The 12,374-nt window shown below is 64.1% G+C and carries 12 protein-coding genes; 8 read left to right on the top strand and 4 right to left on the bottom strand.

Translation table 11 applies throughout. From position 1 onward, the window contains the following. The first annotated feature begins 269 nt into the window (after positions 1-269). The 3 genes from Q0X23_RS04150 (at position 270) to cax (ending at position 2,352) form a co-directional block, all read left to right on the top strand. Positions 270-674 (top strand): hypothetical protein, encoded by a 405-nt coding sequence (locus Q0X23_RS04150; RefSeq protein WP_297859118.1) that lies wholly within the window; start codon positions 270-272, stop codon positions 672-674. 193 nt (positions 675-867) lie between these two features. Next, positions 868-1,281 (top strand): GNAT family acetyltransferase, encoded by a 414-nt coding sequence (locus Q0X23_RS04145; RefSeq protein ID WP_297859117.1) that lies wholly within the window; start codon positions 868-870, stop codon positions 1,279-1,281. A gap of 3 nt (positions 1,282-1,284) precedes the next feature. Beyond that, positions 1,285-2,352 carry a calcium/proton exchanger gene (gene cax, locus Q0X23_RS04140; RefSeq protein ID WP_297859116.1) on the top strand — a complete coding sequence of 356 codons (1,068 nt, stop codon included), beginning with the start codon at positions 1,285-1,287 and terminating at the stop codon, positions 2,350-2,352. Here cax and Q0X23_RS04135 read toward each other — a convergent pair. Next, complete coding sequence (locus tag Q0X23_RS04135) at positions 2,339-3,352, bottom strand: zinc-dependent alcohol dehydrogenase family protein (RefSeq protein WP_297859115.1); 1,014 nt, start codon at positions 3,350-3,352, stop codon at positions 2,339-2,341. The genes cax and Q0X23_RS04135 overlap by 14 nt on opposite strands. Before the next feature lie 154 nt (positions 3,353-3,506). On the opposite strand from Q0X23_RS04135, the gene Q0X23_RS04130 reads away from it, so the two are divergent. From Q0X23_RS04130 to Q0X23_RS04115, 5 genes are all read left to right on the top strand, one after another. After that, positions 3,507-4,418 carry an ABC transporter substrate-binding protein gene (locus Q0X23_RS04130; protein WP_297859114.1) on the top strand — a complete coding sequence of 304 codons (912 nt, stop codon included), beginning with the start codon at positions 3,507-3,509 and terminating at the stop codon, positions 4,416-4,418. Beyond that, on the top strand, positions 4,415-5,755 hold the full coding sequence (locus Q0X23_RS04125) for an ABC transporter permease (protein ID WP_297859113.1): 1,341 nt from the start codon (positions 4,415-4,417) through the stop codon (positions 5,753-5,755). The genes Q0X23_RS04130 and Q0X23_RS04125 overlap by 4 nt, the downstream gene beginning before the upstream one ends. Before the next feature lie 107 nt (positions 5,756-5,862). Beyond that, positions 5,863-6,096, top strand: coding sequence for a four helix bundle protein (locus tag Q0X23_RS16140; protein WP_374707442.1), 234 nt, complete (start codon positions 5,863-5,865; stop codon positions 6,094-6,096). A 119-nt stretch (positions 6,097-6,215) separates the two neighbouring features. Then, positions 6,216-7,160, top strand: a complete 945-nt coding sequence (locus Q0X23_RS04120; protein WP_297859112.1) for an ABC transporter ATP-binding protein — start codon at positions 6,216-6,218, stop codon at positions 7,158-7,160. Between the two features lie 74 nt (positions 7,161-7,234). Then, positions 7,235-7,909, top strand: a complete 675-nt coding sequence (locus Q0X23_RS04115; RefSeq protein WP_297859111.1) for an ABC transporter permease — start codon at positions 7,235-7,237, stop codon at positions 7,907-7,909. Positions 7,910-7,957: 48 nt separating this feature from the next. Here the strand turns inward: Q0X23_RS04115 and Q0X23_RS04110 are convergent, their stop codons facing one another. Genes Q0X23_RS04110 through Q0X23_RS04100 form a run of 3 tightly spaced genes read right to left on the bottom strand, consistent with a single transcriptional unit; the run spans position 7,958 to position 12,373 of the window. Beyond that, positions 7,958-8,827 carry an alpha/beta fold hydrolase gene (locus Q0X23_RS04110; RefSeq protein ID WP_297859110.1) on the bottom strand — a complete coding sequence of 290 codons (870 nt, stop codon included), beginning with the start codon at positions 8,825-8,827 and terminating at the stop codon, positions 7,958-7,960. 31 nt (positions 8,828-8,858) lie between these two features. Beyond that, positions 8,859-10,577, bottom strand: a complete 1,719-nt coding sequence (locus Q0X23_RS04105; protein ID WP_297859109.1) for a VWA domain-containing protein — start codon at positions 10,575-10,577, stop codon at positions 8,859-8,861. An 11-nt stretch (positions 10,578-10,588) separates the two neighbouring features. Then, a complete protein-coding gene (locus Q0X23_RS04100; RefSeq protein ID WP_297859108.1) occupies positions 10,589-12,373 on the bottom strand; it encodes a PP2C family serine/threonine-protein phosphatase in 1,785 nt (594 codons plus the stop codon). Between the last annotated feature and the right edge of the window lies 1 nt (position 12,374).

Here is a 12,374-nt window from a genome sequence, read left to right as displayed (position 1 = left end):
GCAGGCCCTTTCGGAATCTTTTGGTTGTAGGTACTTGAACCTCAGGCCAGCTTACTTAGTGCAGCGGTAACTTGTTTTGTGGTACGTTTTGAAGCACGTTGATTGCCCAAAAATGCGATGTGCGGCTCATTTGAAGAGACAGTGGTGCATGCCGAGTTCCTGGTTACCAGACCCCTTAGCATTTGGCGCAATGCCCCCAACGCATAGTTCCTGCATCCACTGCACGGTAGGCGGTTAGCGCGGCGATTTTGGAGCAAATGGGAGGATTTATGACCGAAGACAAACCGACCCAGGTTAGGGAGCGGGCCACCCTCTGGATAGGGGCGGCGGTGTTGGTGGGGTTTGCGGTTTTGGTGGTGTACATGTTGAGCCTGCTGGACTCGAGCGAGACCACCTGGAACCGTGCCCTCTACCTTTTTGCCGGGGTGGAGGCCATTGCTTTTGCGGCGGCGGGGTATTTTTTTGGGCGGGAGGTGCACCGCCAGCGGGCCGAGAGCGCCGAGCTGCGCGCCCGCCAGGCCGAGCAGCAGTGGCAGCAGTGGAGCCAGCGGGCCCACGAGGCCGAAGCCAAGGGCCAAAGTCTGAGTACCGCTGTCCGAGTGATGGCCGAGCAGCACCATGAGCTAGCCCCTATGGCCCAGATGGCCCAGGCGTTTTTCCCCCAAAAGCCGTAATATCGGATTCAAAAAGACAGTTTACAAAACCAAAAACACCAGAGGCTGTCTTTTTGAATCCTAGAGCACTCCCTTCGGTCGGGTTAGTTCGTCACCGAATGGTGACGAACTAACCGAATCTGGTATAAGAACTTACCGGAAATCCTGGTTACCCTTTCGTTTAGACAGGGCTATGCGCTAGGCTAATGGCATCATGCCCATCCGTGAGTTTCGCATGGCCGACTACTCCAGCGTGATGGCCCTCTGGCAAGACGCGGGCCTGGAGCTCAACCCCTCGGATAGCTTTGAGGGCTTGCAGAAGAAGCTCGAGCGCGACCCCGACCTGTTTTTGGTGGTGGAGGAAGACGGCCAGATTCTGGGGGCCTTGCTCGCAGGCTACGACGGACGCCGGGGCTGGCTGTACCACATGGCCATCCACCCCTTTGGGCAGGGGCAGGGCTGGGGCAAGCGGATGATGGAGGAGCTCGAGGCCCGCCTTCGGGCCAAGGGTTGCCAGAAGCTGAACCTGCTGGTGGAGCCTTCCTACAGTGGGGCACAGGATTTTTTCGAGCGGCTGGGTTACCGCCGCGATGAGCTTATTTTTATGGAGAAGTGGCTGGGGGGATAGACCATGTGGAACTATATTTTGCTGGGTTTTGTGCCCTTGGCGATTGCGCTGGAAGTGCTACATGCCCCGGCGGTGTGGATATTCCTGGTTTCGGCCCTGGCCCTGCTGCCGCTGGCGGGTTTCATGGGCCGCGCAACCGAGGAACTGGCGGCCCGCGCAGGTAGCACCGTAGGGGGCTTGCTCAACGCCACCTTTGGGAATGCCGCCGAGCTCATCATTGCGCTGGTGGCCCTGCTGGCTGGCAAGATCGAGGTGGTGAAGGCCAGCATCACCGGCTCCATTCTGTCCAACCTGCTTCTGGTGCTGGGGCTTTCCATATTCATGGGTGGCCTGCGCTACAGCACCCAGCGCTTCAATGCCCAGGCCGCGGGCCTGATGGCCTCACTCCTGACCCTCACCCTGATTGCCTTCATGCTGCCGGCCTTTTTCGACATCGCCGAGCGCAACTTTTTCAAGGTGCCAAATCCCGCCCTGCCCGACCAGATGTTCAGCCTGGCCACGGCAGGGGTGCTGATTCTGATTTACCTGTCCAACATCTATTTTTCCCTGCGCACCCACAAAGACCTGGTCTCGGGCCTTTCCGATGAGGGGCACCACGAGGCCAGCTGGAGTGTGGCCACCGCGGTGGGGGTGCTGGCCGCCGCCACGGTGGGGGTGGCGGTAATGGCCGAGTTTCTGGTGGGCAGCCTGGAAGAGGCCACCAAGGTGCTGGGCCTCTCGGAGTTTTTTGTGGGCATCATCCTGATTCCGCTGGTGGGCAATGCCGCCGAGCATTTCGCGGCGGTGGTATTCGCCATGAAAAACAAGATGGACCTGGCCGTACAGATTGCCGTGGGTTCTTCTTTGCAGATTGCCCTGCTGGTCGCGCCCATTCTGGTGATCGTGGGCTATTTTGCGGGCCGCCCGATGGATCTGGTGTTTCAGAACCCCCTGGAACTTGCCGCCCTGGCGGCCTCGATTCTGGCGACCAACGCAGTCGTGCGCGATGGGGAAAGCCACTGGCTGGAAGGGGTGCTGTTGCTGGGGGTTTATGCCCTGCTGGGCTTTGCCTTCTTCTTCACCCCGCGCTAACCTGGAGCACCGCCGCACCGTGCACCCGCCCCTCTTTCAAGGCCATCAGGGCCTGGTTGGCTTCCTCCAGGGCAAAAGGCATCACCTCTGGCCGCACCCCGGCGGCCTGGGCTAAAGCCAGGAACGCCTCGCCATCCTGGCGGGTGAGGTTAGCCACCGAGCGCACCACGCGTTCTTCCCAGAGCAGGCTGTACGGAAAGGCGGGAATCTCGCTCATGTGGATGCCCCCACACACCACCACCCCGCCCCGGGTGGTAGCCCGCAGGGCCTGGGGCACCAGGGCCCCTACCGGGGCGAAAATCAGGGCTGCGTCCAGGAGCTTGGGCGGAAGCTGGTCGGAGCCTCCCGCCCAGACCGCCCCCAATCGCAACGCCAGTTGCTGAGCCGCCGTGTCGCCGGGTCGGGTAAAGGCATACACCTCTTTTCCCTGGAAGACAGCAACTTGGGCAAGCAGGTGGGCTGACGCGCCAAAGCCATAAAGGCCGAGCCGTTCGACCCCCTCGCCGGCCAGCCGGTAGGCCCGGTAGCCAATCAGACCCGCACAAAGCAAGGGGGCAGCCTCGAGGTCGCCATATCCCTCGGGCAGCGCGAAGCAGTAGTCCTCGTGGGCCAGGGTGTATTCGGCGTAACCCCCGTCCAGGGTGTAGCCGGTGAAGCGGGCCTGTTCGCACAGGTTTTCCTGGCCCCGCCGGCAGTAGCGGCACGTGCCGCAGGTAGAGCCCAGCCAGGGCACCCCCACCCGCTGGCCTACTCGGAAGCGCTGTGCCTGTGGCCCCAGCGCTACCACCTCGCCCACCACCTCGTGGCCCAGTACCAACGGTAACTTGGGTTCCTTCAGGTCGCCCTCGTAGATGTGCAAATCGGTGCGGCAGACCCCACAGGCCCGCACCCGGAGCAGGATCTGGCGGCCCAGGGGTTGGGGTACCGCTAGTTGCTGCTGCCGCAACGGTTGATGCACCGTTTCCAGCACCATGGCCCGCATGGCAGGCAACCCTGACATGCTTAGTTTTTACTGCAAGGGCCGCCTGGCTACCGTGCGTTTGCTGCCCATTTGAACCGGTTCTGCTGAGCATGGGCTAGGTAAGCCAGCGAACACAATGCCTTGCAGGGTGTGTTATGGTTGCAACGTAGGGCGTTGTGGAAAGGAGAGAGGTATGAAGAATGTATTGGCTTTCCTGCTTTCGCTGCTTCTGGGCCTGGCCCTGGCACAGAAAGGCCCTGTTACGGTGGGCTCCAAGATTGATACCGAGGGTGCAGTGCTGTGTCAGATGGTCAAGATTTTACTCGAGGCCAACGGCTTCCGGGTGAACGACCGTTGCAGCACCGGCACCACCGATGTGGTGCGCAAGGCCCTGCTTTCCGGCGAGATAGACCTCTACCCCGAGTACACCGGTACGGCCCTGGGGGTGTTTTTCAAGGATGATCCCAGCGCCCAGGCCGTAACCCGCGATGCGGCCAAAGGCTTTGCCAAGGCCAAAGAACTCGACGCCAAAAACAACATCGTCTGGCTGAATCCGGCCCCGGCCAACAACACCTGGGCCATTGCGGTGCCGCAGGCTTTGGCCCAGCAAAATAACCTCCGCACCATGGCCGACTTTGCCCGCTGGGTGAACGGTGGGGCGCAGGTGCGGCTGGCGGCCAGCCAGGAGTTTGTGGACCGCGACGATGCCCTCAAGGCCTTCGAGAAGGTCTACGGCTTCAAGATGAAGCCCGAGCAACTGGTAATCTTGCCCGGCGGCAACACCACCCAGACCCAGCAGGCGGCAGCCCGGGGTACGGGCGGGGTGAATGCGGCCATGGCCTATGGCACCGATGGCGGCATTGCGGCCCTGGGCCTGGTGGCCCTGACCGACCCCAGGGGAGCGGTGGCGGTGTACCAGCCAGCCATCACGGTGCGCAAGGCCGTTTTCGACCGCTTTCCCGAACTCGCCGCCCTAGTTAACCCGGTCTTTGCCAGCCTGGGCGAAGCCGCGCTTTCCCAGCTCAACGCGGAAGTGGCGGTGAACGGTAAAAACCCCGCCGAGGTGGCGCGGGCCTACCTGCGCTCCAAGAACTTTATCCGGTGAGAGCGGTGAGCCCAGGGCCCAGGGCTCAGGGTGAGACCCGGCGGACAATCCTGAACCCCCACCCGGTGGCCCTGCTGGCTGTCGGGCTGGGGCTAGTGGCCCTGGGGCTGCCCTGGCTCGAGCTTAAGGCAAGCCGTATTGCCGCCGGTGAAGCTGTTGGCGTGTGGGGCTGGCCGGGTTCCTGGGGCCTGCTGTTGCTGGGGCTGTGGTTGTTGATTGCCTTTGTCCGGGGGTTCTGGCGGGGGTTGCTGCTGGGAATGGCCCTGCTGGTCTGGGGTTTGCTGGTCGGACAGGGTGCAGCATATTTATTGAGCAACCAGCCCGAGAGCGCTCGAGTCTCTGCCGCGGGGGGCCTGTGGCTCTCCCTGCTGGCGCTGTATGTGGGCTACTTTGCAGTCTACCGCGAGGGGCGCGGCTGGGCGGTGCTCACGGCCCCGCTCGCCTTGGCGCTGCTGATTGGGCTTGGGGCCTTCGATCAACTGGGGCCTGTGGTGGAGTGGCGATCCTGGCGTGAGCAGTTTGCCACCGAGCTATGGCGCCATCTTTCGCTCTCGGGTAGCGCGGTGCTGCTGGCCGTTGGGGTGGGGGTGCCGCTTGGGGTGCTGGCTGCCAGCAGCCCCCGCTTTGGCTGGGTGCTGGGGGTGATGGGGTTTTTGCAGACCATTCCCTCGCTGGCGCTTTTTGGCCTGCTCCTGCCGCTGCTGGCCCAGGTTTCGCAAACCCTGCGCCTCGAGACCGCCCTGGCCCTGCTGGTGGTGGGGGTGTTTGCTTTTCGCTTGCTGTGGGCGGTTTCGGGGGGGTTGGCGGTTTTGCTCATGCTGCCGCTGGGTCTTTTGGCCCTGGTGATGGCGGGGGCCTGGCTCCACAGCCTCCTGGGGCCCGACCCGCTACGGATTGCCTTCCAGGCCCCCCTGCAGGCCTCGGGGATTCGGGGTATTGGGGCGGCCCCCGCTGTGCTGGCCCTGACCCTGTATGCGCTCTTACCGGTGGTGCTCAACGTCTATACCGGCCTGCGCGGGGTGCCCGAGGCAGTCAAAGACGCCGGACGCGGCATGGGTATGAGCCCGGCACAGCTCTTCTGGCGGGTCGAGCTGCCGTTGGCCTTGCCGTTGATGCTCGAGGGTATGCGTGGTGCCGCTGCCCTGACCATCGGCATCGCCACCGTCGCGGCCCTGATTGGCGCGGGAGGGCTGGGTTTTTTCATCCTGCGCGGGGTAGAAGGGGGCGCACCCGACATGGTGCTGCTGGGGGCGATTCCGATTATCCTTCTGGCCCTGCTGGTGGACGCAGTGCTGCGGTTTGTGGGTGGGGTCTTTAGGCGGAGGATGGGAATATAGAGGTTAGGGGTCAGGGGCGCGGCGACAGTTGATGGGAAAAGGAGTGTTTAGAAAGAATGCAGATTTTGATTAAGACCTACCAGGATCTGATAGTTTGGTAACGAAGCATGGATTTGGCAGTGCAGCGCTACAACTTGACGGCGTCGTTCTCCACGAAGGAACTGTGTGGCTTGGCATTGCAGATCAACCGCTCGTGCGCTTCCATTCCGGCCAACATAGCGGAAGGACATGAGCGTGGGTCGAGAAAGGGGTATGTACAATTTTTGTGGATTGCCCATGGCTCGTCATGCGAACTGAAAGCGCATATCTTACTATCGGACTATCGGAGCGATTGGGCTTGATGGAGAAAGGGCAGACCTGGCGACTAATGCAATCTTGTACACAAATAAAGAAGATGCTCCGGGCGCTGATTGTCCAACTGGCCAAAACCCCTCATCCCTGACCCCTCTGCCCCAACCCTATGATCCGCTTTGAGAATGTCGTCAAGCGCTACGGGGACTTCGAGGCGCTGGGGGGTGTGAGCCTCGAGGTCGCCCAGGGGCAACTCGTCACCTTGCTGGGGCCGTCGGGGTGCGGCAAAACCACCCTGCTGCGCACGGTCAACCGCCTGGTTGAACCGACCGAGGGCACGGTGTTTGTGGACAATCGGGACGTGCGCGGACTGGACGAGGTGGAACTCCGGCGGGGCATGGGCTACGTAATCCAGAGCATCGGGCTGTTCCCGCATATGAGTGTGCTGGAGAACGTGATGGTAGTACCGCGCCTTTTGGGCTGGAAAAAGGAAAAACGCGAGGCTCGAGCCAAAGAGATGCTGGCCCTGGTGGGTCTGGAACCCCAGACCTTTGCAGGCCGCTACCCGCGCGAGCTTTCGGGTGGCCAGGCCCAGCGGGTGGGCCTGGCCCGGGCCCTGGCCGCCGACCCGCCGGTGCTGCTAATGGACGAGCCCTTTGGTGCGGTAGACCCCCCCACGCGCGAACGCTTGCAGGACGAGTTTTTGAAGCTGCAAAGCGAACTCAGAAAGACCGTGCTGTTTGTCACCCATGACCTCGAGGAAGCGGTCAAAATCTCGGATCGCATCTGCTTGATGAACGGGGGGCGTATTGAACAGTACGACCCCCCCGAAGTGCTTTTGCGGCGTCCCAAAACCTCCTTCGTTCAGAGCTTTCTGGGGCCCTCGCGCACCCTTTTGCGCCTTTCGCGAATTCCTTTAGATGGGCTGATTGAGCCGCTGGACTCGCACCGTCCATCGGTATCCATTCCTCATTCGGCCAGTGCCCGTGAAGCGTTTGCGACCCTGCTTGCGAGCGGCCTTCGCACCCTGGGGGTGAGCGACGCAACGGGCAGGCTGGTCGGTCTGGTGCGGCTAGAGACCCTGCTGGCTGCGGTCTCGGAGGAGGAAGCATAGTTCGCAGAGTCCTCCGCAAACCGGCCCACCCGCTCTGGCTCCCTTTGTTGGGGTGGGGGCTGGTACTTTTCTTATTGGCCCAGCAATCTATCTGGAAGGTTCTTTTTTCCCTTCTATTTCCCAGTGCCCAGGGCCCCCTTTTCGAGCGCGAGACCCTGCTGAACCTCACTTTGCAGCACCTGGCCATCACCTTTGGCGCGGGTGCGCTGGTGGTACTGGTGGGTTTGCCGCTGGTGGTGCTGGTTACCCGGCCCGCGGGGGCGGCCTTCCGCCCCTTGCTCGAGAACCTGGTGGCCGTGGGGCAGACCTTCCCCCCGGTGGCGGTGCTGGTGCTGGCCCTGCCGTTTTTTGGCTTTGGCTCTTCTGGAGCGGTGCTGGCATTGTTCTTGTATGGCCTGCTGCCCGTAGTGCGCAATGGTCTAGAAGGGCTCACTTCACTGCCCCACGATGTGCTGGATGCCGCGAAGGGCATGGGGTATGCCCGCTGGCAGATGCTCTGGCGGGTGGAGTTGCCGCTGGCTTTGCCGGTGATACTGGCAGGCATTCGTACCAGCCTGGTGCTGATTCTGGCTACTGCCACCGTGGCCCCGCTGGTGGGCGGGGGAGGCCTGGGGGTACCGATCATCGCCGGGCTGGCTGTGAGCAACCTGGCCTATGTGGTGCAGGGGGCGGCGGCGGTGGCCTTGCTGGCGGTGCTGCTGGACTGGACGCTGGCACGTTTGGAGCAGGCCCTCACCCCCTGGCGGTAGGGGGCGGGGCTGGTCTGGTGGACACTTTTGGTTGACCTTCCGGGCCAGCTACGCCCGGAGGAATTCCAGCAAAGCCTGGGTGGTAGCGGTGGGGTTTTCCTCGCAGAGGAAGTGGCCCGCCTCAATGGCCTTTCCCTGCACATCCAGGGCGTATTCCCGCCAGGCCGCCAGGGGATCGCAGGTACGGTGAACTATGCCCTTTGCGCCCCACAGCACCAGCAAGGGGCACGCCACCTTGTGGCTATCGGCGGCGTGGTGCTTTAGGTCTATACCGGCCGCTGCGCGGTAGTCCTCACAGGTGGCGTGGATGGTGGCGGGGTCGCGGAAGCAACGCTTGTATTCGGCCAGGGCCTCGGGGGCAAAGGCTGCCAGGCCCGTTCCCCAGCCGCCCAGCTTCTGGTGCAAAAACCCGATGGGGTCGAAGCTAATCAGGCGCTCGGGGAAGCCAGGGGGCTGGGCCAGGAAAAACCAGTGGTAGTAGGCCAGGGCCAGCTCGCGGCTTAGGTGGGCAAACACGTAGGGCGTGGGAGCAATGTCCAGCACGGCCAGCTTTAGCACCTGCTCGGGGTAATCGAGGGCCATGCGGTGGCCCACCCGCCCGCCCCGGTCGTGACCCACTACGAAGAACCGCTCAAAGCCCAGGGCCCGCATCACCTCGACCTGATCCTGGGCCATCTGGCGCTTGCTATAGTGCTGATGGGCCGGGTCGCCCGGCGGCTTCTCGCTATCGCCGTAGCCGCGCAGGTCGGACGCCACCACCGTGAAGTGCTGCGCCAGTAGGGGGGCCACCCGGTGCCACATGGCATGGGTCTGGGGGTAGCCGTGCAGCAGCAGCACCGGGGGGCCGCTGCCGCCTTTGACCAGGTGAATGCGCACGGTGGAGGTCTGGACATCCAGACTTTCGAAGCCGTCGAACATGGGTCACCTCCGAAAACGGTGCACAGAGCTATCACCCAGATTCAGGCAGGTTGCGCTGCCGGGCCAGGGCCAGTTCTTGCGTGCCAAGCTCGAGCAAATCCCCCGCCTTGAGGGGTAGTTGCTGACCTGCTCTTAGGCTTTGCCCGTTGAGCTGGGTGGGCGTGGCCCGCACCACAAGCTTCAACCCCTCGTGGCCCAGACGAATCTCGACGTGCTGGTCGGCAATGCCAGGCACCTGTACCTGGCAACTTGGGGCCGAGCCGATGACCGCTCGTTGGAGCGGGAAGGGCAGGGGATACGAGCCCTGGTCGCCATGCAAAACCCAGGCTTCTTTGGCTTCGGGCGGCAGGGCCCCACGCACCTGGAACAAAAACTCGGTAGCCCCGAAGCCCAGCCGGTCGCCTGGTTGCAATGCCTGCCGGGAGGTGCCCTGCCCGTTGACCAGAATGGTAGCGCCATCCCAGACCCACTGCCCCTTTTCCTGCCGCAGCACACCAGCCTTGAGCGGCAGATCGCGCTCGCGGTAGAGACCGATATCGTTGGCATCGGAGCGGCCTACCGTGACCACCGGCTTGGCCAGAATATATTCCTTTCCCTCGTACGGGCCGGTGGTGAGGCCCATCAGCCAGGCTGCTTTGAAGGCTTGTTGGGCCCATTGCACCATCAGCCCGATGGCCGCTCCCAGGACTGCGAACCCCACCAGCCGGGCCAGGGTGCCGCTGCCGCCCAGCAGCCACTCGAACACCAGGCCGCCCAGAAAACCCCCTGCTGCGCCCCCCAGGGCGCCCCGCAGGGCTTTGGCCCTCGAGCGATCCGCCAGACCCAGGAAAAGCCCGGCCCCGGCTCCCAGAATGGCCCAGCCCAGGCCCCGGCCACTGCCGGTCACCAAGAGCAACTGTCCCAACCCTGCCGAGGCCCCACCCAGCAGGGCAGCGCCAAAGGGCACCCAGCTCAGATCGCGGAACCAGCGCCCGCGCAGGGTCAGGATGTTCTGGCCCACCAGCAACACCAGCCCCAGCCCCAAAGCCACCAGGCCCCCCCACAAAAAGGCTTCTTGCAAAGCCCGGCCTGCACCGATGGGGGCGCGGTTCCCAAAAAGTTGCTGGATGGCCTGCTCGGCCTGGCGAAAGGCCTGGTCGAACTGCCCGGAGGTGGTGGAAAAAACCAACTCGCGCGAGCCCGTGAGTTCGGCCAGGAAGCGCAAATTGGCGTCTTCGGTGCCCACCGCTACCAGCTGGATGCCCTGAGCCCGAATCTGCTCGGCCACCCCCAGCGCCAGGCGACGGGCCACCGACTCGGGCATGAGGGTGCTGCCCGGAACCCCGTCGGTAAAGAGCAGGATGCTACGGGATACCACCTCGGTCTGGCCTAGGGCTTCCTGCCCGGCCTGCAAGCCCTCCGCCATCATGGTGCCGCCCCCGTCCTGAATGCGCTCGAGGGCCTCGAGCAAAGCTTGCCGGTTGCTGGAAAGGGGGCTTTCCAGGTGGGCCTGGCTGCCAAAACCCACCACCGCAATTTGGGTGACCTGCAGGTCTTGCCGGAGCACAAAGTCCCGCGCGGCCCGCTTGACCTCGGCCAGTTTGTTCTGCTCGTTCATGCTGCCCGAGGCATCGATTACCAGAGCAATGGCTGCTGGCTGGGAAGTGGCTGCCTGGGGGTTGGGCCGGGGAATCAGCAACTCCCCCAGGAGGCCGCCCAGCAGTGCGCCGGCAGCACCCAGGAGGGCAAAGGTGCGGGGGGTGGGTCTCATCTCAAATCGGACTAAGCCCGGCGGCAGACGATGAGCGCGGTGGCGTTGTCGGGGGCGCCTGCGGCCAGCGCTTGCTGCACCAGGGCTTCGGCGGCGGCCTGGAAGCTACCTGCCTGACTCAAAATCTCGGCCATTTGGGCCTCGGTTACCTCGCCCCAGACCCCATCGGAGACAAGCACCAGGGCTTCGCCGGGCTCGAGCACCCCTGAAACCTGCCCGGTGGTGGCCTCGAGGGTTTCCACATAGCCCCCCTGCGGCTGGCGCAGGTTGCCCAGCGAACGCAAAACCTGGTTGCGGTCGGGGTGCCGCATGGCCTCCTCACGGGTAATCATCTGGCTGGCCACCAGGGCGGCTACCAACGAATGGTCGCGGGTAAGCTGCTGGAGCTGGCCCTGACGCCAGAGATAAACGCGGGTATCACCCACGTGGGCCACGGTGTAGCGGGCTCCCCAGAGCATCACCCCGCTCAGGGTGCAGCCCCCGTCCAGGCCCGCCAGGGTCTCGAGCACGGCCTGATTGGCAGCCCAGACCAGCCGCACCCCCCAGTCGGACTGGGCCTGGGGGTCGTCAATGGGATGGGGCGGGTGGCCCGCAATGAAGGTCTCGACGGCGGCCTGGCTGGCCCGCTCGCCGGCGGCCATGCCGCCCATGCCGTCACTTACGCAGGCGCGGAGTAAGAGGGTGCGACCAAACTCCGACTGGACGCGCTCGAGGCGGTAGGCATAGGCATCCTGGTTGTAATGGCGGCTGGGATTAAGGCCCACGCTGGTGGCCTCGCCGAGCTCGAGCACCACCTCCACCTCGCTGGGGTGCGAAAGCTTTTTGAGCAGGGCCAAAGCCTGCTTGGGGGTTGCCCGCTCCCCGGGGGGGGCCAGCATCTGGGCCAGCGCCTGGGGCACGCCCGGGATGGGGATGCTCGAGAGCAGCAACTCGCTGGGCCCCTCCACCGGCAGCGCCGTGCCGGTGAGAAGTTCGAACAACAAAGCCCCCAGCAGGTACACCCCGGTCTTGCTGCTCACGGTTGCTTCGGCCAGAACCTCGGGGGGGGTGTAGCCCTGCCGCCAGACCTGGGGCGCTGGCTCGCCCAAGCGGGCCAGCCGTGGCGGCAAGGCCAGCCGCAGCCCCTGGTTGGTCTGGCAGAGCGCCTGGGGCTCGAGGTCTACCAGTGCCAAGCCCTTGAGCTCGAGGAAGTACACCAGCTGGGCCAACGGCTGCACCACCCCCAGGGCCGCCGGCAGCGAGAGTTTGCGGCCTATCGGCTCGCCCTCTACCGCCTCGACGGCCATGCCTTCGGGGCCCGCATAGATCAGCCGGGGCAGCAGGCGGTGGTTGTCCAGCCCAGCCAGCAGACGGCCATCTTGTTTGGGCCCTACCAGAAGCCTCTGGCCCCCCTCGGTTGCCCACATCCAGCTTGCCCGGTAGGGGCTTTCCACCTGAAGGGTCAGGGAGCCCCAGGTGTGAGTGGAGCCGGGGGTAAGTGCGTAGTTTTCCACGGTGGAGGGTAGTACGGTTTCCTCGAGGTAGTCTCCCTCGAGCCCAGAAAGGGGGGCTTCTTTAGCGGGGTCTGCCAGCTCTTCCTCGGGGGGCAGGCCCATATCGGCGTGGGTCATGCCTTCGGCTTCGGCCTGGGCAATTTCCTGCAAATCCAGCGTATCCAGCGGCACCTCTGACGCAGGGGGAGGCTGGCTCGAGGGGGGTCCCATGCCCTCTTCCTCGGCCCGACCCACTTCCTGGATATCCTCCGCGTCGTAAGCCCTGGGAGTGCCCTGCTCCGACCCGGAGCGTTCGTCCGGCATG

Origin of the sequence: Meiothermus sp., from assembly GCF_026004115.1 — a bacterium.
Classification (GTDB): domain Bacteria; phylum Deinococcota; class Deinococci; order Deinococcales; family Thermaceae; genus Meiothermus.
This window is presented reverse-complemented; position numbering and strand designations above follow the sequence as displayed.

Excerpts from the sequence above, each read along its gene's own strand:
- Q0X23_RS04135 (WP_297859115.1), bottom strand. The coding sequence starts at position 3,352 with ATGTCAGGGTTGCCTGCCATGCGGGCCATGGTGCTGGAAACGGTGCAT.
- Q0X23_RS04150 (WP_297859118.1), top strand. The coding sequence starts at position 270 with ATGACCGAAGACAAACCGACCCAGGTTAGGGAGCGGGCCACCCTCTGG.
- cax (WP_297859116.1), top strand. The coding sequence starts at position 1,285 with ATGTGGAACTATATTTTGCTGGGTTTTGTGCCCTTGGCGATTGCGCTG.
- Q0X23_RS16140 (WP_374707442.1), top strand. The coding sequence starts at position 5,863 with ATGGATTTGGCAGTGCAGCGCTACAACTTGACGGCGTCGTTCTCCACG.
- Q0X23_RS04120 (WP_297859112.1), top strand. The coding sequence starts at position 6,216 with ATGATCCGCTTTGAGAATGTCGTCAAGCGCTACGGGGACTTCGAGGCG.
- Q0X23_RS04145 (WP_297859117.1), top strand. The coding sequence starts at position 868 with ATGCCCATCCGTGAGTTTCGCATGGCCGACTACTCCAGCGTGATGGCC.
- Q0X23_RS04100 (WP_297859108.1), bottom strand. The coding sequence starts at position 12,373 with ATGCCGGACGAACGCTCCGGGTCGGAGCAGGGCACTCCCAGGGCTTAC.
- Q0X23_RS04105 (WP_297859109.1), bottom strand. The coding sequence starts at position 10,577 with ATGAGACCCACCCCCCGCACCTTTGCCCTCCTGGGTGCTGCCGGCGCA.
- Q0X23_RS04110 (WP_297859110.1), bottom strand. The coding sequence starts at position 8,827 with ATGTTCGACGGCTTCGAAAGTCTGGATGTCCAGACCTCCACCGTGCGC.
- Q0X23_RS04130 (WP_297859114.1), top strand. The coding sequence starts at position 3,507 with ATGAAGAATGTATTGGCTTTCCTGCTTTCGCTGCTTCTGGGCCTGGCC.